We start from the raw sequence: 26,643 nt of genomic DNA on the forward strand, positions 1-26,643 counted from the left end.
TTGGGGGGAGCGGCCAGGGTGTAGTCGTGTTTGCGTAAAAGCATACCTTTTGAATAGGAAATACTTTAGGGCCACTATAGAATATGATTAATACCTATGAAAAGGAAATGTTTGCACAGGCCAATGCTCCATGTGGGGAAAGTATTTAAGATATATTGATTCTATGCACGGTTAATAGTCGTGCAATGCTGAGGTTTTAAATGGTTCGTACCTTTGTCAGGAGTAAGCTAGACAGTTTTATCCTGGGAATATCAGGCGGCAACATTGCCAAACTTTACAGGGGGAAAGCTTGAAGCTATACAGCTTAAAATGATTGGAGATTTTATGTTGATAAATAAATACAAATTTTATTGTCGTTTTTCAAAACAGGCTACGCTACCGCCCTTTAAAGGCTCACTTATAAGGGGCATGCTTGGGAGGTCGCTCCGCTTGGCAGCTTGTGCCTTAAGAAAGAATGATTGTTCGTCCTGTCTTCTCGCCAAGCGCTGTGTATACAGCTTGGCGTTTGAAGCCCCAAAGGGGGGGGATTCTAGTTATAAAAAATCACCCACCCCTCCACATCCATATGTCCTTGAGCCTCCTCTGGCACTCCAAAAGGAATATGCAGAGGGGGAGGATTTTGAAATTGGCCTGCTTCTCTTTGGTGAAATGAATAATTATCTACCATATTTTGTTTATGCTGTTGAAAACATGGGGCAAGATGGGATTGGCACCAGTAGGGAAAAGGGTTTTAGCCCCTTCCATGTCCAGAAGGTAACCTGTCAGGACCAGACGATATATGATGGGAAGAATAAGGTGTTGAGCGATGATGTTTCACCAAAAAGTATGCAGGTTGTTGCTGGCCAGGCTGGAGGCAAGGGAGAGCTTCGCCTGGATTTGGTGACTCCTCTTAGGATTAAGAACTTTAACGCCTTAGCCACAGAACTACCGTTTCATCTTCTCGTCAGAGCTGTCCTGAGAAGGCTTTCAGCTCTCTATTCCGTTTATGGGGGAGGGGAGCCAGACCTCGACTACAAGGGGCTAGTATATCGTTCACAAGAAGTGAATCTAATAAAAGATAACTCCCGCTGGATGGATTGGACCCGCTACTCGAGCAGACAAGGTAAGACAATGCAATTCGGGGGAATCGTTGGAAACGTTGTGTATCAAGGTGACATCAAAGAGTTTTTACCCTTGTTGGAAATTGTCCGTTTGGTGCACGTTGGCAAACAAACTGTTTTCGGCCTTGGTAAGGTCGATTATATGTTTTTTGAGAACTGACCCATGACAAGCAACACGCTTCTCGCTGTTTGCGGGTGTACCCCCCAAGTAATCACTGAGACGCTGTATGCGCTTTTTTTGAAGAAGATAAAGATCGATAGGGTCGTGGTACTCACGACAATTTCAGGAAAAGCGGCATGTAATGCACATCTTTTTGATCCAAAATATGGACATTTCATTCGATTTTTGAAGGATTTTCGATTTGAAGGAGAGAGTATCGACTTCACATCTCGAAACGTGATTGCCGTAGAAGATATGAATGGCAATCCCATTTCAGATATTTCAAGTGAGGATGATAACGAGTACTTTCTCAGAGCATGCATGGAAACGGCTTTTCAGGAAACGAGGGATTCTGGGAGCAGGGTCTTTTTTTCAATAGCAGGTGGACGTAAGACCATGGGAGCCTGCCTGGCCTTAGCCGCCCAGTTCTATGGCCGTCGGCAGGACAGAATCTACCATGTTCTCGTTTCACCGGAATTCGAAAATTCCAAGGATTTCTTTTATCCACCCCCCAAATCAAGGCCTGTGTCCCTGCGAGACGAGCAGGGGCAACCATATGTAAAGGAAACCCGCTACGCCAAGGTTACCCTCGTACACATGCCATTCGTTTCAGTACGGGAACGGCTGAGCGAGGGGATGCTGAAGGCTCCTGAGGACCCAGCTGCGCTATTGCTTTCCATGGTCAGAGAAGAACGCCCAAGGCTTATTGTGGACCTCCGGGAAAGGAAATTGTCCTGGAAGGGCATAGAACTCGATATGCCACCAGCTCGTCTCGCCCTTTATGCCTTTTTCGCCCAAATTAAGAAGACGTTTGCTTGTGAGAAGTCCCGTTGCGGTGAATGCCTTGATTGTTTTATATCACAAGAACAAATACAGGATAGCCAGGAAGAATTGACAGCTCTCTATGAAAAGCGGATTCATACGGATCGCGTTTTAGAGGGCATGAGTGATACGGGAATAGTGGCGTTGAACCAGGAAAACTTCAATTCTTATAGATCAAAAATAAATAAGGATATTCAGGGAGCTTTTGGATTATATGACGGTCCTTCCCTTTCTATCAGCGCCTGTGGAGAACATGGGGCGAAGCGATATGGCATTCCTATTGAGAAGGAAGCCATCGAGATCAGATGGTAAAGACGGAAATGTTGCCAATGGTGCTGAAGGATCGATTTCATGTGATTCTAGCTTCAGTGTTCAAGAGTTGAAACTATGATTTGTGAGGTAAGATAATGTCAAAGTCTTCTGCTCAGAATTCGTGGAACGCAACCCACGTTTGTAAAAGTATTGCTGCTGGAGCACTCTTTCACGATCTAGGAAAATTTGCTGAAAGGGCTAGTGAAGTCCCCATGGGTGATAAAGAAGAGATTGAACAAGAGTATCGATACGCTCATGCCTATTCGACTGAATGGGCATTGAAAAGAATTTTTGGTGATAGCTCAAATGTGTCCGTCGGCATAGAAGATAATGTAGATGAAACATTGATCAACCTCGCAAGTCGTCATCATAAGCCACGATATTATTTTGAAAGAATAGTTCAAATAGCTGATCAATGGGCATCAGGGCATGAGAGGGCAAGTGCAGATGAAGTTGCAAAGAGCTACCCCACAACCGGCAGACAACGAAAAAATCAGATTCCACTTGTCAGCATACTAAGCCGCGTACAAGTAGATGAAGGGTCACAAAATTCTCATGACTGGTACTGCCCGTTATCTCCAGCAATACAAGGCGAAAAAGAATTAGAAACTCATATCTTTCCCCGCAAATTTAAAGATTATACAAGCCATGACGTAGAAAAAGATTATCCTCTTTTATGGGGTGGTTTTCTTGATATGCTCGGAGCTGATGCGGGACCTAGCAAATTGCATCCTGTCGACGATTTCGAGACGCTGTTTGAAGTCTGCCGCCAGTACCAATGGTGCATACCTGCCTCCACAAGGTACGATGATATGCCTGACGTGTCTCTATTCGAGCATGCCAAGGGTACAGCTGCAATCGCCAGTTGTCTCTATTTATACCATGAGAATGATACAAAGAAACCCAGTAGTTTGGTTCTTGCGGATAAGGATACAGAGAAATTTATTCTCTTTTGTGCTGATATAGCTGGTATTCAGCAATTTATATACCAAATATCTTCCAAGGGCGCGTATCGTCATCTAAAAGGAAGATCCTTTTTCATTCAGTTGATGAGTGAGCTTATTGCTCGCCATGTCGTAAAAGAATGCAAACTAACCATTGCAAATATTCTCTATGCCAGTGGGGGGAAATGTTACCTCCTGTTGCCAAACATTCCGGAAGTCTTAAGGAAATTGGAAATTATCTTTAATGACCTTAACCTGGAATTGTTTGAGTATTTCAATGGAGATATTCATGTAAGAAGTGGATTCCAGGCTCTTTCAGGTGGGGACTTGTGCCATGAAAAGGGCAATCCTCTGGATATCCTCTGGGAAAATCTTTCACGCGATGTAGCAAAAAAAGACTACGAGCGTTTTTCAGGTCTCGATCCAGATGTAGTTTACGAGAAAATATTTAAGGTTAGTTCTGCAAAAGGCCATCAAACATGTGAAGTCTGCCATGCCTCAACTGGGAAAGAAGGAGGCAGAGAAAGGTGCAAGACATGCATTGGTCTTGAGGAGCTGGGGCGGCAGCTTGGAAATGCACGTTTTATTGTAATTGGAAGAACAGACAGAGTCATTAAACAGAGGCCAACTCTTCAAATGCCAATGAGATACAACGTATGGGTGTTAGAAGATGAGCCAAAAATAATTGAAACAGATGCAGTAGTGCTTTGGTCTATTAATAGCGACGACTACATATTTAGCGCTTTTAAAGAGACTATCAGACGTAGAGTTGCATGTGCTCCTCTAATGCTAGGGAGCAATCATCGTTTTGAAAAAGACTTTGAGGCAATTGCCACATCGTCAAAAGGTATCAAACGCTTGGGCATATTAAGGATGGATGTAGACAATCTGGGACGTATTTTTAGCAAAGGTCTTAAAAATTACAGACATGAGGAGATAAGCGATACTGGAAGATTTCATTCTCTTGCTCGCATCACAACCTTGAGTTGGCAGCTCAGGTTGTTCTTTGAATATCTCCTGCCACGGATAGTTGAAGATCAGGAAGTGCAGGAGGAACAGCGGGTTACGGTTGTATATTCGGGTGGTGACGATTTGTTTTTACTGGGAGCATGGGATGCGCTTCCGGACTTGGCATTGACGGTAAAGCGGAAGTTTTCGGAATTTTGCTGCATGAACCCCTGTTTTTCCTTATCTGGCGGCCTGATCCTGAGCGGTGGTCGTTTTCCAATTTACAAAAGTGCAGAGATGGCGGGGGAAGAGGAGGATCGTGCAAAGGAACATAGAACATATTTCACAGGAGGGCGGAAAAGTACAAAAAAGGCAGCGTTTTCTTTCTTAGGTACACAGATGCACTGGGAAGAATTTGAGATTTTGAGTCAGCAAAATAAGTCACTGCAAGCCGTACTTACAGTGAAGAGTAATAGGCCTTTACTTCATCGTCTCAGAGAAATTGCCATGTCCTGGGCTAAAAGTAAGGACATGATAGATAAGAAATCTGCAAAGATGGGGATGGATCAGATACGTGATGCCCTTCAGGCAGAACGGTGGCGATGGAGGATGGTCTACAGTCTGGAGCGATACGTAGCGATGGATCCCAGTCTTGCGCCTGTTGTATCAAAAATACAGAAATTTCTAGTCGATGAAATTGGTTCAAGTACTCGCGTTGGAATTGAACTATTACCCTTGCTTGTCAGGTGGCTGGAGTTCCGATTCAGGGACAGCAACTGAAGTTTGGAGGAACAGGATGCTTGAGAAAAAAACAATCGCGAAATGGGTCAGTGAAGGACCAGATCTTGGATCTCTTCAAGAGGTCGAAGACTTCGGCAGAGGGCTTAGCGATAAAAAATTGTCCACATCGCAAATAAGACAAGTCTTCACAAGACTGAAGTCAATTGAAGCAAAAGGGATCAAAAATAATCTCGCAGAATTTTTGATGCTTAAGCCTTACCTGGCATATGCTGCCAGTCGATCAAACGCCCTGGGATTACAGGAACTGAAAGACGGGATGCTAATAGGGATAGATGAAGTTGTTGGCGGAGAAGAAACTCTTATTAAACAGCGTTTTGTGAATTTTTGCAGTCTTTTCGAAGCAATACTTGCATATCACCGTGCTCAGGGCGGTAAATAGGGGAGTCCAGATGAAAATGCTCAAACTTGATAGGAAAATTTTTTTTCGCGGTACCCTCAAGCTTGTAACTGGAATGCATATCGGTGGTGCCTCTCTGGGGCTTAGTATTGGGGGCGCAGACAAAGTCATAGTCCGCAACCCGGTAAGTAACCTGCCATATGCCCCAGGATCAAGCATAAAAGGGAAGTTGCGTTCCCTACTCGAAAAAAGTCACAACCTCATTCGTATTGAGCAAGACGCCAAGGGCAACTGGGTTGGCCCTCTGTGTAAGAATCCGGCAGAGCCTCTGGTGCAGCTTTTCGGTTTCCCGGCAGAGGAGATACCGACAGGTGATCTTCTTGTTGTCGGCCCCACACGGCTTACAGTGCGTGATGGGGAGCTGAATAATATTCAGCAGATTGAAAAATCTGGAAGCACAGACATGTACGGGACGGAATTAAAGACAGAGGTTAGCATAGACCGCCTTACATCTGCTGCGAATCCCCGTAACTTTGAACGTGTTCCAGCAGGAGCCGAGTTTTGTTTTGAGATGATTGTGGATCTTTACAATGTGGACGCCGGGATGCCCGAGGGCGATGAAAAGCCTTTTAGGGATATGTACATGGAGATGTTGCGTGAAGGGTTGCGTCTAATGCAGGACGACTATCTCGGTGGCCAGGGTTCACGGGGGTACGGTCAAGTCAAAGTTATTCTCGACTCAGTGATTGAACGCACCGCAGAAGATTATCGTGCTGCAACGCTTGAAGATCGCCCGTCAGAATACGAACCGTTATTCGCAGAGTTCATGACTCGCGAGGAGACTGTGGCATGAAGCTGCGCGCGTATCACCTTGAGTTCAGTACTCCGTTGCATATGGGGGTCGAGGGCATTGGGCAGGAGCGCATTAACACGACGATTCACTCCGATACACTATGGGGCGCCCTTGCCCAAATGTGGTCATTGCTTTTCGATGATTCCCCAAGAGAATTGGCAAGTAAATGTCCTTTCCTGGTGAGCTCTTGCTTTCCGCTTGTCGGGGGAAAACGGCTATATCCACTACCTGCTCGTGCAAAAGAAGACCTTGCAAAGGAATTGGCTACCATAGGTGAAGATGAAGCAGGAATCCGTTTCAAACAGCTCAAGAAAATTCGGTATATTGAAGAGTCTCTGCTGGAACGTTTGATTTGTGGCGATACGATTTACCTTGAGGACTTGCAAAAAGCACAGAGCCACTTCCCAGGTCTTTCAAAAAATACAGAGGGGCATTCGGTTACATCGCAGCGCCCTAGGCAGAGAATTGACAGGCTGACCGGGGGCGTTGAGGGGGAGAGCTTTTTCTATTGTACTGATCAGTACTTTAAACCGAAAAGCGGACTTTTTTTTCTGTATGAATCCGATGATACCTCCATCAGGGAGATGTTTGAGGCTGCGCTCCGACTTCTAGGCGATACAGGACTTGGTGCTGATCGTTCCATTGGGAGAGGACGGTTTACGTTTACTTCTCATGAAACAAATCTCTCTCACTCAGAAGATTCAGGGAAAAAACTTTTGCTTTCTCTTTATCACCCCACTCCTAGTGAGCTTGCCGAGGGGGTTCTTAAGGGGGCTTCTTATGAGCTCGTCCGCAGGGGGGGGCATGCCGCAACACCAGCTGTTGGTAACCTCAGACGTGCGGACCTCTGGGTGCTAGGCGAGGGGGCAACCCTTTTACAACAGGTTAAGGGTGATATTCCTGAAGTGCTCAGCGAAAGTGACGGGGCCAGGCACCCTGTATTGCGTTACGCGAGAGCCCTCACGCTGCCAATTATGAACAGGGAGGCCAGATGAGTACGGGAACACCATCAATTCAGGCTTTTCAATGCACGATTGAGACACTGACACCAGTTCATGTGGGATCTGGGGAAGTCTACTACTCAGATATTGAATTTTTTAGGCAGAAGATGCCAACTGGAGGCGCCATCCTGAAAGTCCTGCCTCGGAACTGGCTGAAGATTGTCGAGAGCAGGCTCAGTCATGATCAGATAGAACAGCTGGTCGCGGCGATAGAAGATGGCGGACTTAAAAGATGGCTCGAGAAATCTGGTCTTTTTAAGGAATTAACACGACATACGCTAGACTTCACAAACAAGGAAAATCCTCCTCGTGAAATTCGTGAACATATCAGAGACGGAAATGGGAATCCTCTTTTACCGGGCAGTTCTTTGAAAGGAGCCTTCAGAACATCGGTTGTTAAGCTGCTTGTCAGGACAGATCCAAAATTGCAGCAATTCCTGGATTCAGAGAAGACACGTTTGGCAAAATGGAGAGGTAAACTTAAATTCGCAGATGCAGAGCTTTTGAAACACGTTCTTGGTACGGACGCAAAATATAACCTTATGCGGACGCTTCGAGTGGGAGACATTGCTTTTAAGTGTAGCGATCTTGCATTGTTTAAAGTTCTTACCCTCTCGCTGAAAGCCAAAGGAACATTTGCGCCCAAGGGGCATGTCAACGTTGTGGAGGGATTGAATACTGGTGTGATTTCGGCAGGCATGATTTCATTCGATGGTTTTCTGCAAGCTGCTGCCAAGGGGAAATGCTCTGATTTGTTTGGTTTTCGGGCTAAGTTAGACCGCGACGGACTGCTGATGACGCTGAGAAAGCTCTCTCGGCATTTTCTTGAAAACGAGATTGCTTTTCTGGAAGGGAAATCGGGTCTGCATATTGAACAGTTAAGGACTCATTATGAGAGTCTTTTGAAGCGATTGGATTCCCTTGGCAAGGCCGAGGCAATGTGTAACCTTGGTTGGGGAATAGGCTGGAGAGGCATGACAGGGGAGCTCCTTTCTCCAGATGATCTCGCCCTGAATAATTGTGCCCTTCGTCGAAAGCTTAAGCTTGCCCCGAATACCAATCATCTCAGTTACCCATTCCCAAAAACCCGAAAGGTTGCAATTACAGGCAACGATGCATTGCCCATGGGGTGGGTGGTGTTGCGTCTGGATTCCATGGAGGAGGTCCGTCGGCAAATGCAGGCTGAGGCTGCACGAAAAGCAGAAGAAAAGCGCAAATTCGCTGAAGAAGCCAGATATCAGGCTGAGCTGGAAGCTATGCCAAAAGAGGAGCGTCTTCTTCTGGAACTTGAAAAAGGTATATTGGACAATACCGCGATTGGGCAACATTGGGACGAGATTCTGTCACTTGAAGGCGAATTGCAGCTCCGTGCGGCCAGGCAGCTTGAGAGGATATGGAAAAATGCAGGTGATTGGAATGTGAAACCGAAAAAGAAGAAACAATATGAAAAAGTGCAACAAGTGAGGAAAATTTTGGGCAAACAATAGTTTTGCGGGAACCTTAAGAACATATTTATGATTTTTTCTAATTTGCTGAATTGATTAGATATGCTCAAATTCTGTTCCTGGAGGTTCGCGCAAGACTGCATTTATGTGTAATTGCAATTGGATAGACTTTAAAATGCATGGCGGTATTTCGGTTGTCCATTGGCAATCAAACCGTTGCACCGGAGGTTCCCGAAACATGCTATCTAACAAGTTGAAAGTAAAAACGAAAAAAGGGGTGCTGTCGGAACAGACCTGATTTGAGAAGGGATTAAGACGGGCAAGCAATGCCCCGAGTATTTGGATGTCTACGGGGTGTCGGAACAGACCTGATTTGAGAAGGGATTAAGACCACCAGCGGTAAACCTGCGCCTCCGCCTTGCCGAAAATATCCATGTCGGAACAGACCTGATTTGAGAAGGGATTAAGACCTAAGTTAAGAACAAGCTTCATCATCAGGGGGCCTCGGTCGGAACAGACCTGATTTGAGAAGGGATTAAGACCCCATGATACCCCGGCCGGCCTCTTCCAGGTCCATTTTTGTCGGAACAGACCTGATTTGAGAAGGGATTAAGACGTTGCACTTATCCTCGTCAATAGTGCAATAAAACCCCGGTTGTCGGAACAGACCTGATTTGAGAAGGGATTAAGACCTGAAATCGGCGGGGTGAATATAGTGTTTTGCACCTCCGGTCGGAACAGACCTGATTTGAGAAGGGATTAAGACAGATCGGTGCTCCAGCTCCTCCACCCGCTGCCGGCTCCGCTAGTCGGAACAGACCTGATTTGAGAAGGGATTAAGACGATGATGCGCCAGAGTCGTAAATGTAGAGATTCATTGTGGTCGGAACAGACCTGATTTGAGAAGGGATTAAGACTCTGCACTCCACGCACGGAGATTTTGAGGAATGGAGTTGCCCCCGCTAAACCGGACACCCCAGTTATTGTTCCGCCTCCGGGACGCTGCCTCCGACGAGCTGCACTTTGGCCCATTCTCGGCAGCGCCCCTCCGGCTCTGCCGTGCCTTGGTCCACTGACTCAATGGACCTGATATATTCCCGTGGTGACATCATCTTCAGCCCCTTGTGGGGGTGGTTCTCGTTGTAGTCTTCAAACCAGCCTCCGAGGGCTGCCATGACGCTCACTGCACCAGGTCGCTCATTGACCTTCACGTAATCCCTTCGGAAAGTCTTGATGAACGATTCCGCCATGCCATTGCTCTCCGGACTTCTCACGGGCGTAAACTTCGATACCAGGCCAATCTCAGCCGAAAACTCCACCGTCTCCTTTGCCGTGTAGCAGGAGCCGTTGTCGGATAGCCATTCCACCCGGTACGGTGCCGGGGTTCCGTCGAAGCGCTTTTCCACGGATTCAAGCATCAAGTCGCGGATCATTTCCCCGGAAACGCCCCCGGTCGTGGCGACATGGCACATGACCTCGCGGTCACGGCAATCAAGGGCGAAGGCGACCCGAACCGACTCGCCGTTGTCGCAAGCAATCTCGAACACGTCAGAACTCCAGCGCACATTGCGCTTCAGTACGATGACCTTGCCGTCATGAGGCCTGTCAGCGCGCTTGCCGGTATGCCTTGCGAGCAGCAGGCCATTGAGCTTCATTATGCGGTAGACTCGTTTGTGGTTTACCGGCGCCAAACCCCGCTGACGAAGCCGCCTGTTGAGCACCGCACAGACGCGGCGGTAGCCGTAGGTCAGGCGTTCGTCGATGATGTCCCGTATCTCAGGCAACAGCCTTTCGTCTTCTGCCTTTGAGTACCTCGGGGGGCGCATACGGGGCTGGCCTGCCAGGCGATCATTCAGTCTCGAGCGTGAAACGTTGAGTGTATCTGCTATGCGCTTCACGGCGTATCGTCCTTGAAGGGCAACTGCGAACGCGAGATCAGTTTTTTTTCGCGGGCAGCCTCCAGGGCGTCCTTGAGTATTTCGACCTCCATGGTCTTGCGGCCGAGCAAACGTTCAAGCTCACGAATCCGTTTCTTCATGTCCCTGGCCTCAGACGCGCTGATCACCGAATCGTCGGATTTCACGGCAACCATGCCCCCTTCGCTCATGAGTTTGCGCCATCGATACAGCAGACTTGGCGCAACACCGTTCTTGCGGGCAACGTAAGAGACCGTCATACCAGGATGAAAGGACTCCTCGACGATGCGCATCTTCTCCTGGATGCTCCAGCGCCTCCGCTGCACCTCTGTGACAACCTCTACCCTGTACCTCTCGTTAGCATCAGGTCTGGTCATAGTGCTAGACCTATCTCCTATGCGTTTGCGAGGTGTCCGGTCGAAATGGGGGCTACTTCAGTATTATGAAAACGTGCCCTTAGCTAGTCACTACTCATAGATATTCTACTTGGGTGACGGAATAAAAATGATCAATAATTATGTAATATATTGTATTTTAATATTCATCAATAAATTTATTAGTTGCAAAAAATAAAATTGCATTGCAATACAATTATTAGTTGAGCAATATTTATTCAGAAGTTTACCTCATTCTCCAGGAGTTCATTGTGCGAAACCGTGCCTTCGTCTTGCTTACAGCCCTGGTCCTGTTCTTTGGCGGTGTTGTTTTTCTTGCCGCCCCGCACGCCGAAACCACTCCTGATCCTGCCATCTCCGGAGAGACAACGGTCTTCAGCAAGGAGTACGCCATAGGGTGGCTGCACCTCCTCGTCGCGTATGACAGCTTCAGCCACAGCGCCGATGAAACAGCAACCTTGCGCGTCACCCGCCTTACGCCGGATAAGGATATTAGAGGCTCTTTGCTGCTCTTTAATGAAGACTGGATGAATGGCTTTCGCGATTTCTGCCGTAGCAACGACGAAATATATGAACAAGAAATTACTCTCAGAAGCAATAAGCGCAACAGCTCGCTGCTTTATTTGCGTGGCGACAAGGGAGCCAAGATTCGCATTGAAATCCTAGTGGGCGAGGAGATTTTCGTTCCCACTGCCTCCCTTAGCGCCTCGGCCGAAACCCTCACCTACGGCGAATCAGCGGAGCTCACCTGGAGTACGGAGCACGCGGATAGCGTAAATATCTCCCCCGGCCTGGGCGTGGTAGATGCTACGGGCACGGCCACCGTCTCTCCCACGCGCAATACCGTGTACACCCTCACTGCCACGGGCCCAGGGGGCGATGCCACCGCCTCGGTCTCCATCGACGTTCAGGCCGCCGTAGAGCCGCAACCTGAGGAATCCTTTGGTCAAACCTATGAAGACCTGATTCCGCCCGACGCGAGCATCGGCGCTTATGATGCGTCGCGCTTCGCCCTTGTAACAGGGCATATAACCGATCTCAATGGCCAGCCACTGGCCGACGTCGCCGTTACGGTGCAGGGCGCCGAAGCGCTTTACGGTACGGCGTATACGGATGAAACCGGCGATTACTCCATGCCGTTGGAGGGCGGTGGCACAGTCACGCTGCGCTTTACTAAGGATGGATTTATTGAATCACAGCGAAAAAGCGAAGTCTCCTGGAACGACATCACCGTGCTCGACACGGTGGCGCTTGTTCCCTTTGATACCGCGGCAACGACCATCATTCCGGACGGCAACCCGGCCACCGTTGCCGTGCACCAGAGTACGCCCGTTACCGACGATGCGGGAACAAGGGGCGTTACCCTTGTCTTTCCTGGCGATGTCAAGGCTTACAAGGTGAATGATGACGGCAGCGAAACCGAGCTCACGTCCTTTACGGTGCGCGCCAGCGAGTTTCCGACGCTTGCGTCCATGCCGGCCATGCTGCCTCCCACCAGCGCATTTACCTGGTGCGCGGAATTCAGTGTGGATGAGGCTGACGAAGTGCAGTTCAGCGCCCCCGTGGCTGCATGGATTGACAATTTTCTCGGCTTCGACGTTGGGCTACCTGTGCCCGTAGGGTTCTATGACCGCGACAAAGCTGCCTGGGTTCCCGTGCAGAACGGTATCATCGTGCAACTGCTGGATACGGACGGCGATGGACAGGTGGATGCTTTGGACGCCACGGGGGATGGAGAAGCAGACGACTTGGATGGCGACGGCATCCTTACCGATGAAGTGCAGGGGCAGGAGAACGCCACCCCGGGCGCGACATATATGCGCGCCATGCTGCCGCATTTTACATCTTTTGACTGCAATTATCCGGCTATGCTCCCAGATGGGGCAGCCAAGCCTGCAGCCGGTACCCCGCCCCCGGATTGTAATCCATGCAAGAATAGCGTCGGCTCCTATATTTCACACCGTGACCAAGTGTACCACAAAGATGTGGCCATTCCGGGTACGGATGTCTCCCTGCATTATGCGAGCGACCGTGCCGAAGGATACCAACAGACCATCGAGATTCCTTTAAGTGGCGACTCGTTGCCGGAACCCTGTAAAGAGATAAAGCTCAAAGTTGAAGTGGCGGGCAAGGTCTTTACGCGTAGTTATGCCCCTGAGACGAATCTTACAGAAACGTATGCTTGGGATGGTTTGGACCAGTATGGTAATCCTGCGCCTAATGCTACAGCTCATGTTCGAGTGGGCTATGTGTATAATGCGTATTTCGCTGTGCCTGCGGATACGCCCTTTGCTTTTGCCATGCCTGGGCTCAGTCCTACAAAGGTGTACACGCGGGCGGATTATACACTTTGGAGTTCTTACGAAGTCAGTATGCAGAGTAATCCGGTAAACAAAAGCGACGCAGGAAATAACTGGACACTTAGTACGCACCATAGCCTGAATCCAACAAATCCCAATAGTCTTTTCAAAGGAGATGGCGGTACGCTGGAGACGACGACCGCTGTGTATGAGCTGTGGAATTTGGGTGAACACACAGAAGGTATGGCTGTGGCGAGCAATGGCGATTACTATTATACCAATTGGTATTTGAGCCCATCTGCGGTTATGAGGTTTAATCCAGACAAGGACGAGGCTCCTGTCATTGTAGCTGGTGGTCATGAAGGCGATGAGCTTACGGGTTTGGATGGCCCAGCTGTTGAAGCGTCATTACCGATTCCGGGCGATGTTGCTCTTGATAGTGATAATGCGGTGTACTTTTTGACCATCGCCCCGGTTTATGTTCTTAAAGTTGATAACGATGGGATTTTACGCCACGTTGCGGGCACGGGAGAATCCGGTTACTCGGGCGATAATGGCCCTGCTACGGACGCCGCAATTATGTCAGATGCGAAAATTGCGATTGATCAGCAAGGCAATATTTATCTTGCAGAATGGACAAGCCATAGAGTCCGTAAAATCGATACCAACGGTATTATCACCACCATTGCCGGTACTGGGGATATGTGGAATAGATATGCGGATAAACTGGAAAACTTGAATGGCCCAGCTCTCGAAGCCCATCTGTCATATCTCACTGATATCGATATTGATAAATATGGTAATATTTATGTATCTTCCTTGTCGACAAATGCAGTGCATAAAATTACTCCAGATGGAATGACAAGTGTCGTTGCTGGTGTTCCAGGAGAAAGTCGCGATGCTTATGATGGTGGGCTGGCTACCGAGACCCCGCTGTATCACCCTGACGCAATTACTGTTGATGATGACGGTTTGGTATATGTGTCTGAAATTTGGGGGACGGACCGTGTGCGGAAAGTTCTTCCTGATGGCACAATCACAACGGTTATGGGCTGTGCACCAGGAACGGTTTGCGAGACTTTTGAAACCGGCAAAGCTGCCACTACGGCTAAAGGTTGCTATGACGGTCCATATGCAATGGATATTGCCCCGGATGGTTCCCTCGCCTTTAATACCCACACATTTTGTAATGTTTCCACGGGGCGCGTAAAGCAATCCAACTCCGTCCGCTCCCTTTTAGCCGCCGGGCAGCTCCTGTTTCCGGATGACGACGGCACGGGGCATATTGTCGCTGCCAATGGCCGCCATTTGCGCACCATAGACCTTGCCACCGGCGTTACCCTGCGCAGTTTCGAATATGACGACGCGGGGCGCCTCATCGCCCAGGTGGATACCTTTGGCAACCGCATCGAGATCCACCGTGCGGCCGATGGCACACCAACCGCCATCATCTCGCCGGACGGTATTGAAACGGCCCTCACGTGCGATGCGACCGGCAATCTCACAGCCATCACCTATCCGGAAGGGCAGGTCTACGCCTTCACCTACGACGCCACAGGCCTGCTCACCGCCTTCACCGATCCCAAGGGCAGCGACTACACCTATACATACAACGAGTACGGCCATGTAACCGACGCCTACGATCCGGCCGGCGGGCACTGGCAATACGAGCAGCAGCGCACCACGCAGGGGCTGCTCACCAGCGTACTCTCCGCAGAGGGGCAGCAGACCACCTATCTGGACCGCAACGCGGCCGGCGCTCTGGAATCCACCATCACCACGCCCGACGGGGGCGTTACCGAATACTGGCGCAGTCAGGACGAACTCCACGTGCACAAGGAGCTCTCCTGCGGCACCATTTTGGACGTGGATTACGCCCTTGATCCTGAATACAACCAGCCTTACGTGGCGCGACGCGTGGCCTCCACGGAAAGCGGCCTGGCCAGCGTGACCGAAAGCGCCGTCACCTACCTCGACGAGGATGGCGACAGCACCTACGACCTGATCCAGCGCATTACCTCCCTCAATGGCAAACCCACGACCACCGAGGATAACGTAGCGGCTGGCGCCGTCACCGTTACCACCCCGGAAGGGCGCTCCAGCACGCAGTATTATGACCCCGCAACGCTCTTGCCCCAACGCGCCACAGTGCCCGGCCTGCTGGAGACCACCTACGGCTACGACGCCCGCGGCCGGCTGACCAGCGTCGCCACGGGCGAACGCTCCTTGAGCTATGCCTACGATGATAAAGGCAATCTGGCTTCGGTAACGGATCCACTTAGCAGAGTCACAACCTTTACCTATGACGCTGACGGACGGCGGACAGGCATCGCCCGTCCCGATGGATCGAACATTGACTTTACGTATGATCTTAATGGAAATCTGAGTACCATCACCGTGCCCGGCGCGTCGGTGCACACCTTTGGCTACAACGCCGTGGATTATAACAATCTTTACGAAGCGCCCACGGAAGCAAACAAAGCCGCTACGGAGTACCACTATTATTACGATCTGGACCGTCGCCTGGCGCGCGTTGTCATGCCTTCCGGCCGTGAGATCGTGAATACCTACGGCGACGGCGTGCTAAAGAGCGTCAGCACGCCGGAAGGTGAGATTGAATACACCTATTCCTGCAGCGCAAAGGTGGAATCCATCACCAGAGATGCTGAAAGCATGTCCTTCGCCTACGACGGCTCGCTTATCACGTCCGTTACGCAGAGCGGCAGTCTGGAGCAATCTCTCGGATTCGCATACAACAGCGATTTTGACGTTGCTATCATGGATTATGCTGATATCTCAGTGTTCTATACCTATGACGACGACGGCCTGCTCATCCAGTCCGGCGATTTCACCATCGCACGCGATGCGGACAATGGCCTGCCCCTGAGTGTGCAAGACGGCGACTATGCGCAATCCCGCACGTTCTCCGAATACGGTGAACAGGCAGGGGCGAGCGTCACCGTCGGTGGAAACGCCGCCTTCTCCTGGAGTGTGGAGCGCGATGCCGCCGGCCGCATCACCAGCAAGCAGGAAGTGCTTGACGGCGTTGCAAAGCTTTACGAATATACCTATGACGATCTGGGGCGACTGACCGGCGTCACGCTGAATGGCGCGGTTGTGGAGTCGTATGCCTACGGCGAAAACGGCGCGCGCAGCCTGGAGACCAACGCCCTGCGCGGGGTGGCGGACAAAGCCTACACCTATGGCGAGGACCACCGCCTGCTGAGCGCCGGCGCCACCAGCTACACCTACGACGCTGACGGCTTCCTGCTGACCAAGACCACCGGCTCGGATGTTACGCAGTATGCCTACGCCTCCACGGGCGAGCTGCTCTCTGTGCACCTGCCCGACGGCCGCCTGGTGGAGTACGAGAACGACGCCCTTGGCCGCCGCGTCGTCAAAAAGATCGACGGCCAGATTACGGAGTATTATTTATGGCTGGGGCGCACACGCCTCCTGGCTGTCTTCAACGCCGATGGCTCTTTGAAATACCGCTTCACCTACGCCGATGACCGTATGCCTGTGTCCATGACAACGGACGGCCAGACCTACTACCTGGCTTACGACCAAGTGGGCTCCCTGCGCGCTGTGACTGACGCGAATGGCACGGTGGTAAAAACCGTGAGCTACGACTCCTTCGGCAACGTCCTGGAAGACTCGAACCCTGCACTGGATATACCCTTCGGTTTCGTTGGGGGATTGTACGATGCCGACACCGGACTGGTGCGGTTCGGATTCAGGGATTATGACGCCGAGGTCGGAAGTTGGACGGCCAAGGATCCGATAGGGTTTAACGGTGGTGATAGCGATCTGTATGGGTATTGTGGTGGAGATTCGGTGAATTTTATTGATCCATCTGGTTTTAGCAGTTGGAAAATATCTATTAAACGTGGTCCATGCCCAGAGTTTCATAAGTGTGTAGATGGTTGCATTGAAAAGTATTACAAAAAGTATTATTTTGATGATGCTCTTATGATGAGCTACTTGTCATGGGGGTCCCTTGTTACTAGTAAGACTTTAGATTTTGCTGGATCAATCACTTCTGGAGAGCTACAGCGTTCAATAAATGTTGACAAAACAATGTCAAAACATAGCCCACTTATTCTACATGATTCGAAAAACATTGTTAACTCGGTAGCAAGAAAAACACTCGTCAAGTCAGCATTAAGCATTGTATCAAAAGCGTCTGGATCTCTTGCACTTCTGTCTACTAGCTATGTTTCAATGGCATACTACTACTGTGGGGTGCAATGTGCAAAACATATTGTAGAATATAATCAGTAGCTTTTACACCTAATGCAAGGAGATGACTTTGGAGACAGGCAGGAAGTATAATGTATTATCTCTACTTCTGTCTCCCCTTATTCTTTTTCTATGTCTTCAAATATTTTATTTTAGTGGGAAATTTTTCGAGACAATCGAATTAAAAATTATTTATAAATATGCATTACCAATGCTTTATTATTTATTTTTTCAGTCTGTATATCTACTTGCAGGCCAGCGTGCGAGCAATCTACTTACCATGTTCGTCTGTATATCAATAATAATATCAATATTTTCTCCAATGGTCGTCTATATGGCGTTAAATATCATTATCTTGGTCATCGGGATAAAAGGTTGCTCTTTTAACAATTTAGTTCGTGCTTTTTTTGCGCTTTTCTTTTTGTCTCTGCCTTTGTTACTACCTTTTTGGTTATGGCCTTCTTTTGAAAGTTACCCTATCAAACCGTATCATTATTCACGCTTTGTTTCCATGTATTGCCTTCTAATTTTTTTATTTTGCGCAAATATAATATTCAAACTGAAAACAAAATATAATATCATAGTTCTTGTTTCGGCTATGCAAACGATAGTTATGTTTCAACAGTTACCTTTTTTTGCTCATGGTTTGTTCGTAGTGTTTTATATAATTCACTTGGTTACAAATTTTAGTGCTGCTATTATCTTGCGCTAATGCATCCTTTTTTTATAGACTTCAACTGTGATAACGAACCACGGTATTCCCTTTTTGGAAAGAATGGCTTTTATTCGGATTAGGCCTTTTTGGTATCCAACGCCACAGGCCTGCTCACCGCCTTCACCGATCCCAAGGGCAGCGACTACACCTATACATACAACGAGTACGGCCATGTAACCGACGCCTACGATCCGGCCGGCGGGCACTGGCAATACGAGCAGCAGCGCACCACGCAGGGGCTGCTCACCAGCGTACTCTCCGCAGAGGGGCAGCAGACCACCTATCTGGACCGCAACGCGGCCGGCGCTCTGGAATCCACCATCACCACGCCCGACGGGGGCGTTACCGAATACTGGCGCAGTCAGGACGAACTTCACGTGCACAAGGAGCTCTCCTGCGGCACCATCCTGGACGTGGATTACGCCCTCGATCCTGAATACAACCAGCCTTACGTGGCGCGACGCGTGGCCTCCACGGAAAGCGGCCTGGCCAGCGTGACCGAAAGCGCCGTCACCTATCTCGACGAGGATGGCGACAGCACCTACGACCTGATCCAGCGCATCACCTCCCTCAATGGCAAACCCACGACCATCGAGGATGACGTAGCGGCTGGCGCCGTTACCGTCACCACCCCGGAAGGGCGCTCCAGCACGCAGTATTACGACCCCGCAACGCTCCTGCCCCAGCGCGCCACCGTGCCCGGCCTGCTGGAGACCACCTACGGCTACGACGCCCGCGGCCGGCTGACCAGCGTCGCAACGGGCGAGCGCTCCTTGAGCTATGCCTACGATGACCGGGGCAACCTGGCATCGGTGACGGATGCCCAGAGCCGTACGACCAGCTATTCATATGATGCGGATGGCCGTGTGACCTCCACCACGCGCCCGGATGGCTCAACCATTAATTTCACCTGGGACTTGAACGGCAATCTGGAAGTGCTGACAGTTCCTTCTAATGTGGAGCACGACTTTGGCTACAACAAGGTCGACAAGAACACTTCTTATGTTCCGCCGATTTCATCCAGCTATCAGTATGAGTACGACCGCGACCGCCGCTTGGTGCGCACGGTCTTCCCCTCCGGCGCGAACATTGAGAACGTTTATGACGGCAGCCAGTTGCAACAAATCATAACACCTGAAGGCAACGTCGATTTCACCTATCTCTGTTCCTCAAAGATCGGCTCCATCTCACAGGGCGATGCATTTCTTTCCTTCGAGTATGACGGGCCGTTGCTCACTGCCCTGGACCAGGGGGGCGAGCTTAACGCCCACTTCGCGTTTGGCTACAACGACACCATGGAGCTCGTCTCAATTGTTTATGCAGGGGGCGAGAATGCTTTAGCATATGATGATGACCGGCTGCTCATCCAGTCCGGTGACTTCAGCATCGAGCGCGCCGAACAAAATGGTCTGCCCCTGGCCGTGGATGACGGCACGGCGCACATTGCCCGCGTATTCAACGGTTACGGCGAGGTCGAACGCCAGACGCTGACTGTTAACGGCATTGCCATAGGCGATATCGCCCTCACGCGCGACAATGTAGGGCGCATCACAGCCAAGACCGAGACCATTGGCGCTGAGACATTCGCCTACGCATACGCCTACGATGCCTTTGGCCGTCTGACCGAAGTGCAGCTCAACGGCGCCGTGGTGGAGGCCTATACCTACGGCCCCCAAGGGGAGCGCCTGACCGAGACCAATACGCGGCGTGGCATCAGCAACCGCAACTACACGTACGACGCGGAAGACCACTTGCTGACGGCCGGAACCGCCAGCTATGTGTATAATCCGGACGGCTACCTCACCAGCAAGACCGACGCTAACGGTACGACCAATTATACCTATGCCAGCCGTGGCGAACTGAAACGCGTGGAACTGCCCTCCGGCGATGTGGTTGAATACCGCCACGACCCACTGGGGCGACGGGTTGCGAAATACCTCAATGGCGAGCTAATAGAGAAGTACTTATGGCTGGGGCGCACGCGTTTGCTTGCCACCTACGCCCCGGACGGCTCTTTGAAATGCCGCTTCGAATATGCCGACGGCCGTTTGCCTGTGGCAATGACAAGCAGCGGCGAACGCTTTTACTTGGCCTACGATCAGGTAGGGTCCCTGCGCGCCGTGACAGACGCGAATGGCGCGGTGGTAAAAACCGTGAGCTACGACTCCTTCGGCAACGTCCTGGAAGACTCAAATCCTGCACTGGAGTTACCATTTGGCTTTGCGGGCGGACTGTACGACGCCGGCACCGGACTGGTGCGGTTTGGGTTCAGGGACTATGACGCAGAGGTTGGGAGATGGACGGCCAAGGATCCGATAGGGTTTGGTGGGGGAGTTTCAAATTTATACTCATATTCATTAAGTTGCCCAATCTCATATTTTGATACTATTGGTCTAAGAGAATCTAATCTTGGTGCGAGTGCCTCATTTAGCTTTGCTCTTGGTATAAAAGGAACCGAAATATCAAAGGGTGAAGAGCATGATACATTGTCAATCCTAAGCTTTGTTGGGGCAAGCGTAAATATTTCCATTGGCGATATGCCAAATGAATGTGATATTGTTAGTGAGCTTGGGGTGGGACTTGGTAGGTGGCTTGGTATTGGTTACTACTTTTTTGAAGAAGAGGAAGGTGGTGATTTGACGGGTGGTCTTGTAATTCATATAGGTGTTGGTCTCGGGACACCAGTTAGCATTTCAACGACATTTCCAGATAAGTCAAAATGTGATGTCAATTGTGATGTAGGATGGTTTTAGAAATGCAGATCCGTGGCTGTATTTAAGTGCTTCATATTTAACTTTTCATCGTGTACCTACGTGTATTTTATGGCTACTGTTATTACATATGGTAAAAACCTCACAAAAATGAGAGTAATACTATGTTGTTTATTCTTGCATTTTTATAGGGGTTGTTTAGTGCCTTCCATAGATTGATTGTTTTGGAAAATCGTTGAATACGTCATGCTTATGTACTAGATAGATAGGTAAAATATATTGATGAGACGTGCAATATTAAACTTTATGAACCAGCTTGGCCACATGAATTCAGATGAATTGTTTATGTTTAATTTTTTTGGCATGATTATGTTTTTAGTATTTTCTTTAATATGTTCTTTGTTTGGGTACAAGATTGCTAAGAAAAAAAATATAAACACAACGGCTGCAGCTATTTTTTCATTTCTTTTCAACGTCTGGGCATTATTGGTACTATATTTATACTCAAAAAAAGGAAAAGGATAGATTGCATAGCAAATATTTAGTTGTAGAATAATAACAATATGAAGAAATTCATTTACATTCTATTGTTTATATAAATTTTGGTGCTGGCGCCGTCACCGTCACCACCCCGGAAGGGCGCTCCAGCACGCAGTATTACGACCCCGCAACGCTCCTGCCCCAGCGCGCCACCGTGCCCGGCCTGCTGGAGACCACCTACGGCTACGACGCCCGCGGCCGGCTGACCAGCGTCGCCACAGGCGAGCGCTCCTTGAGCTATGCCTACGATGACCGGGGCAACCTGGCCTCGGTGACGGATCCGCTGAACAGAATCACAACCTTTACCTATGACGCTGACGGACGTCGGACGGGTATCGCCCGCCCCGATGGCTCGAGCATTGACTTTACATATGACCTCAATGGAAATCTGAGCACCATCACCGTGCCCGGCGCGTCGGTGCACACCTTTGGCTACAACGCCGTGGACTACAACACTCTGTACGAAGCGCCCACTGAAGCAAACCAAGCCGCTACGGAATACCACTATTATTACGACCTAGACCGTCGCCTGGCGCGCGTTGTCATGCCCTCCGGTCGCGAGATTGTGAATACATACGCCAATGGTGTGTTGCAGAACGTCAGCACACCTGAAGGCGATATCGAATACACCTATTCCTGCAGCGCAAAGGTGGAATCCATCACCAGGGGCGCTGCAAGCATGTCATTCACCTACGACGGCTCGCTTATCACATCCATTACGCAAAGCGGCAGTCTGGAGCAATCGCTCGGCTTCGCATACAACAGCGATTTCGACGTCGCCATCATGGACTATGCGGATATTTCCGTGTCCTATACCTATGACGACGACGGCCTGCTCATCCAGTCCGGCGATTTCACCATTGCGCGCGATGCGGACAATGGCCTGCCCCTGACTGTGGAGGATGGCACTTATGGGCAATCCCGCACGTTCTCCGCATACGGTGAACAGGCAGGGGCGAGCGTCACTGTCGGTGGAAACGTCGCCTTTTCCTGGAGTGTGGAGCGCGACGCCACCGGCCGCATCACCAGCAAGCAGGAAGTGCTTGACGGTGTTGCAAAGCTTTACGAATATACCTATGACGATCTGGGGCGGCTGACCGGTGTCACGCTGGATGGAGCGGTTGTGGAGTCGTACGCGTATGGCGAAAACGGTGCGCGTAGCCTGGAGACCAACGCCCTGCGCGGGGTGGCGGACAAGGCCTACACCTATGCCGAAGACCACCGCCTGCTGAGCGCCGGCGACACCAGCTACACCTACGACGCTGACGGCTTCCTGCAGACCAAAACCACCGGCGCGGACGTCACGCAGTATGCCTATGCCTCCACGGGCGAGCTGCTTTCGGTACACCTGCCCGACGGCCGCCTGGTGGAGTATGAGAACGACGCCCTTGGCCGCCGCGTCGCCAAAAAGATCGACAGCCAGATTACGGAGAAATATCTCTGGCTGGGGCGCACACGCCTTCTGGCTGTCTTCAATGCCGACGGCTCTTTGAAATACCGCTTCAACTATGCCGATGACCGCATGCCCGTGTCCATGACGGCCGACGGCCAGACCTACTACCTGGCGTACGACTAAGTGGGCTCCCTGCGCGCCGTGACTGACGCCAATGGCCTAGTCGTGAAGGTGGTTGAATACGATTCCTTCGGCAACGTCCTGGAAGACTCGAATTCTGCGCTTGAGGTTCCCTTTGGCTTCGCTGGGGGACTGTATGATGCCGACACCGGTCTGGTGCGGTTTGGGTACCGCGACTATGACGCAGAGGTTGGGAGATGGACGGCAAAGGATCCGATTGGGTTTGGTGGAGGGGATGCAGATTTATTTGATTATAGTGGTAATGATTCGATTAGTCTGGTTGATCCTCTGGGGCTTTATCAAATGTGCCACAGAACTATGCAACTTCGTTTACCCTATGCTAGGCATTGTTTTGCGAAATTTGATGATGGCAGTACGTTAAGCTTTGACAGTAAAGGCGTACACCCTGACCCTGATCCAAATAGGGAGGGAACTGCATGTACCGAGTCTCAACAACCTGGCAAAGATGAGTGCATAAGAAATGCAATGAAAAAATGTAGCGGATTATATGATTTTACGTCTTTTAATTGCTGTCATTGTGTTGAACAAGCAATGAAGGAATGTGGAGTCTCAGTTCCCTCAACTAGTTGGCCCAATTGGCCAATTAATCCGGGACCTCAACCGGGGGAGCCAGGTTATAGTCCTAATGCGGTTTATGGGCCATCTTTGGGAGAGTAGTATGATTAAAGATAATGCATGGGTTTTAGGCCTATCCATCATTTGTCTATCTGCATTTATTTCTGAACTGATAGTTGCTTTCCCTGGCTATGTATATAGTCGATTGGGAATTGATAGAGATTTATTGCTCGCATTTCTATGGTTACTTCCTGTTTTCGCATCCTTTATTGTGGTGTTTTTCAACAGTAGGCACGGAATTTTGCTTAGTATTTTGTATATCCCAATACAAAGTGTTATATGCACACTCGTTCATTTTTTAGCAGGTGAACTGGGTGCCAAGATAGATTTTGGGGGCATCTCTGGTTTAGAGGTGACCTTTAAAATTTTCTTTATAATTAGTATAATAACGATTACCGTTGGATGTCTTCTAGGTTTACTATTCAGAATTTTGTACCACAGGAATAATAAATGAGAACTGAAAGCGAAGTCTATAGCGTAACAATAATGTCTGTAAATATAAAAAAATAACTACTTTACTGTAAAGTGTTAGTATATTTGAATGGTCTTTTTTTCTATGCTAAACGGAATTTTGCTTAAAATAAGGTCAGCATGAATACTTTTTTTGCCCCATAGATTTCACCTATCTCTGTTCCTCAAAGATCGGCTCCATCACCCAGGGCGATGAATTCCTTTCCTTCGAGTATGACGGCCCGCTCCTCACCGCCCTGGATCAAGGGGGTGAGCTCAACGCCCATTTGGCATTCGGCTACAGCGATACCATGGAGCTCATCTCAATTGTTTATGCAGGGGGCGAGAGTGCTTTAGCATATGATGATGACCGGCTGCTCATCCAGTCCGGCGACTTCAGCATCGAGCGCGACGAACAAAATGGCTTGCCCCTTGCCGTGGATGACGGCGCGGCGCGCATTTCCCGTGAATTCAACGGCTATGGCGAGGTCGAGCATCAGACCCTGACGGTCAATGGTATTGTCATAGGCGATATCGCCCTCACGCGCGACAATGTGGGGCGCATCACAGCCAAGACCGAGACCATTGGCGCTGAGACATTCGCCTACGCATACGCCTACGACGCCTTCGGCCGTCTGACCGAAGTGCAGCTCAACGGCGCCGTGGTGGAGGCCTATACCTACGGCCCCCAAGGGGAGCGCCTGACCGAGACCAATACGCGGCGTGGCATCAGCAACCGCAACTACACGTACGACGCGGAAGACCACTTGCTGACGGCCGGAACCGCCAGCTATGTGTATAATCCGGACGGCTACCTCACCAGCAAGACCGACGCTAACGGTACGACCAATTATACCTACGCCAGCCGTGGCGAACTGAAACGCGTGGAGATGCCCTCTGGCGACGTGGTTGAATACCGCCACGACCCACTGGGGCGACGGGTTGCGAAATACCTCAATGGCGAGCTAATAGAGAAGTACTTATGGCTGGGGCGCACGCGTTTGCTTGCCACCTACGCCCCGGACGGCTCTTTGAAATGCCGCTTCGAATATGCCGACGGCCGTTTGCCTGTGGCAATGACAAGCAACGGCGAACGCTTTTACTTGGCCTACGATCAGGTAGGGTCCCTGCGCGCCGTGACCGATGCGAATGGCGCGGTGATAAAAACCGTGAGCTACGACTCCTTCGGCAATGTGCTGGAAGACTCGAATCCTGCGCTTGAGGTGCCCTTCGGCTTCGCTGGGGGACTGTATGACGTCGCTACTGAATTGGTGCGTTTTGGGTACCGCGACTATGACGCAGAAGTCGGCAAATGGACGGCTAAGGATCCCATTGGCTTTGCCGGAGGTGATAGTGATTTGTATGGGTTTGTTGATAATTCTCCTGCAATCTACACTGATCCACTTGGTCTTTTTTTTCTTGGCGGTGACACTATAATCCTGCCGCGAGTCTTCTTGCCTCGCCCTGTTTCTCCTGCAGTCCCTCGAGCAACTCCTGTTACTCCTGACACATTGATTGACCCTGCTTGTCCAATTATGCCTTCTCAGAATATAAAATGGGATGACATCGATATGGGGGATACTTCAACGTGGCCAACTCCTCCAAGGCAAGATTTAGGTCCTTATAAGGAAGGCGATCCGACGAGAAAGAAACCTAAAGAGCGTGGAGAATAATCACTCTTTGATAGAGAGGGGGGACAATGGAGAATTCATAGACCTGACGAATATCATAAGACTCCACATTGGGACTATAAGCCCCCTGGAAACAATATGCGATGGCGAGATGTACCAATTTCAGTCATGCCAATGGAGATATCATGATTATAGAATTAACCCCTAATCTTGCATTCGGCGAGCCTGGGCCGAATTTGTGTTGGTTTGGGGAACCATTAGATTTTCTACATCTTATGCTCAAGCTGCATTGCCTAGGCATGGAAAAAGATTGCACAATTGAGGTTGTTAGCGATGATTTTGTCTCATTATATGGTTTTTCAAAACTTATTCTTAAATCGACAAGCAAAGGGAGTACGTTATGTAAGCTCTCTCCACATCAAATTACAATTGATATTGAGCATAAACTTTGGAGGGAGATATTGCGTATGACTTTAGAAATTACATTTGAACCTTCTTATGTGTTTATAGAATTCGATGATCTGGATTTGATTGAGGAGGCGAATATAGTATTCAATTCTCTTGATAAATCTGCACATGCATTTTTTAAAGAACTTGGGAAAATATAACTTTCTTTTCACTATGACGAGAAAAAATAATAATGCAAATTCAACATACTATCCCTGAAAGTTGTGTCGTTATGCTACTCTTTTATGTCATCATTCAGCTGTGCTCGGTGGACTCTGATGGCGTTTGTGTCGAATTTTGCATACCTTAGTTAGCTCTGGTCATTAAAAATCCTTTGGTATTCTTGCATGTTAAGCTTAAAAGA

General features: G+C 49.7%; 12 protein-coding genes, 2 pseudogenes and 1 CRISPR repeat array. Of the genes and pseudogenes, 13 read left to right on the plus strand and 1 reads right to left on the minus strand.

Going from position 1 to position 26,643, the window contains the following annotated elements:
* Nucleotides 1-264: 264 nt before the first annotated feature.
* The 7 genes from cas6 to csm5 all read left to right on the plus strand — a co-directional run bounded on the left by cas6 (nt 265) and on the right by csm5 (nt 8,765).
* Complete coding sequence (cas6, locus tag ACZ5EH_RS12535; protein WP_464274222.1) at nt 265-1,260, plus strand: CRISPR system precrRNA processing endoribonuclease RAMP protein Cas6; 996 nt, start codon at nt 265-267, stop codon at nt 1,258-1,260.
* Between the two features lie 3 nt (nt 1,261-1,263).
* Nucleotides 1,264-2,394: a CRISPR-associated ring nuclease Csm6 gene (csm6, locus tag ACZ5EH_RS12540; RefSeq protein ID WP_464274223.1), complete on the plus strand. Its 1,131-nt coding sequence runs from the start codon at nt 1,264-1,266 to the stop codon at nt 2,392-2,394.
* 95 nt (nt 2,395-2,489) lie between these two features.
* Nucleotides 2,490-5,066 carry a type III-A CRISPR-associated protein Cas10/Csm1 gene (cas10, locus tag ACZ5EH_RS12545; protein WP_464274224.1) on the plus strand — a complete coding sequence of 859 codons (2,577 nt, stop codon included), beginning with the start codon at nt 2,490-2,492 and terminating at the stop codon, nt 5,064-5,066.
* A gap of 16 nt (nt 5,067-5,082) precedes the next feature.
* Nucleotides 5,083-5,466: a type III-A CRISPR-associated protein Csm2 gene (csm2, locus tag ACZ5EH_RS12550; protein ID WP_464274225.1), complete on the plus strand. Its 384-nt coding sequence runs from the start codon at nt 5,083-5,085 to the stop codon at nt 5,464-5,466.
* 10 nt (nt 5,467-5,476) lie between these two features.
* Entirely contained in the window at nt 5,477-6,277 is an 801-nt protein-coding gene (csm3, locus tag ACZ5EH_RS12555) for a type III-A CRISPR-associated RAMP protein Csm3 (protein ID WP_464274226.1), read from the plus strand.
* Nucleotides 6,274-7,272 (plus strand): type III-A CRISPR-associated RAMP protein Csm4, encoded by a 999-nt coding sequence (gene csm4 / locus ACZ5EH_RS12560; RefSeq protein ID WP_464274227.1) that lies wholly within the window; start codon nt 6,274-6,276, stop codon nt 7,270-7,272. Before csm3 ends, csm4 begins: the two co-directional genes overlap by 4 nt.
* Complete coding sequence (csm5, locus tag ACZ5EH_RS12565; protein ID WP_464274228.1) at nt 7,269-8,765, plus strand: type III-A CRISPR-associated RAMP protein Csm5; 1,497 nt, start codon at nt 7,269-7,271, stop codon at nt 8,763-8,765. The genes csm4 and csm5 overlap by 4 nt, the downstream gene beginning before the upstream one ends.
* A gap of 240 nt (nt 8,766-9,005) precedes the next feature.
* Nucleotides 9,006-9,640: direct repeats of the CRISPR family, unit length 35 nt; unit sequence GTCGGAACAGACCTGATTTGAGAAGGGATTAAGAC.
* Between the two features lie 168 nt (nt 9,641-9,808).
* Here the strand turns inward: csm5 and ACZ5EH_RS12570 are convergent.
* Nucleotides 9,809-11,016 (minus strand): annotated as a pseudogene (locus ACZ5EH_RS12570) (IS3 family transposase); the annotation flags it as partial.
* Between the two features lie 269 nt (nt 11,017-11,285).
* Between ACZ5EH_RS12570 and ACZ5EH_RS12575 the strand changes: the two are divergent.
* From ACZ5EH_RS12575 to ACZ5EH_RS12600, 6 genes and pseudogenes are all read left to right on the plus strand, one after another.
* Entirely contained in the window at nt 11,286-17,618 is a 6,333-nt protein-coding gene (locus ACZ5EH_RS12575) for an NHL domain-containing protein (protein ID WP_464274229.1), read from the plus strand.
* Between the two features lie 759 nt (nt 17,619-18,377).
* A complete protein-coding gene (locus ACZ5EH_RS12580; protein ID WP_464274230.1) occupies nt 18,378-21,044 on the plus strand; it encodes an RHS repeat domain-containing protein in 2,667 nt (888 codons plus the stop codon).
* A 553-nt stretch (nt 21,045-21,597) separates the two neighbouring features.
* A pseudogene (locus ACZ5EH_RS12585) lies at nt 21,598-23,793 on the plus strand (RHS repeat domain-containing protein).
* Nucleotide 23,794: 1 nt separating this feature from the next.
* Nucleotides 23,795-24,205 (plus strand): hypothetical protein, encoded by a 411-nt coding sequence (locus ACZ5EH_RS12590; protein WP_464274231.1) that lies wholly within the window; start codon nt 23,795-23,797, stop codon nt 24,203-24,205.
* Between the two features lie 253 nt (nt 24,206-24,458).
* On the plus strand, nt 24,459-25,874 hold the full coding sequence (locus ACZ5EH_RS12595) for an RHS repeat domain-containing protein (protein WP_464278296.1): 1,416 nt from the start codon (nt 24,459-24,461) through the stop codon (nt 25,872-25,874).
* Between the two features lie 143 nt (nt 25,875-26,017).
* Complete coding sequence (locus ACZ5EH_RS12600) at nt 26,018-26,440, plus strand: hypothetical protein (protein WP_464274232.1); 423 nt, start codon at nt 26,018-26,020, stop codon at nt 26,438-26,440.
* Nucleotides 26,441-26,643 lie beyond the last annotated feature (203 nt).

Source organism: Desulfovibrio biadhensis (assembly GCF_055388615.1).

Coding starts and splice junctions, on each gene's coding strand:
- csm6 (WP_464274223.1), top strand. CDS start 1,264: ATGACAAGCAACACGCTTCTCGCTGTTTGCGGGTGTACCCCCCAAGTA.
- cas10 (WP_464274224.1), top strand. CDS start 2,490: ATGTCAAAGTCTTCTGCTCAGAATTCGTGGAACGCAACCCACGTTTGT.
- csm2 (WP_464274225.1), top strand. CDS start 5,083: ATGCTTGAGAAAAAAACAATCGCGAAATGGGTCAGTGAAGGACCAGAT.
- csm3 (WP_464274226.1), top strand. CDS start 5,477: ATGAAAATGCTCAAACTTGATAGGAAAATTTTTTTTCGCGGTACCCTC.
- csm4 (WP_464274227.1), top strand. CDS start 6,274: ATGAAGCTGCGCGCGTATCACCTTGAGTTCAGTACTCCGTTGCATATG.
- csm5 (WP_464274228.1), top strand. CDS start 7,269: ATGAGTACGGGAACACCATCAATTCAGGCTTTTCAATGCACGATTGAG.
- ACZ5EH_RS12590 (WP_464274231.1), top strand. CDS start 23,795: ATGATTAAAGATAATGCATGGGTTTTAGGCCTATCCATCATTTGTCTA.
- ACZ5EH_RS12600 (WP_464274232.1), top strand. CDS start 26,018: ATGATTATAGAATTAACCCCTAATCTTGCATTCGGCGAGCCTGGGCCG.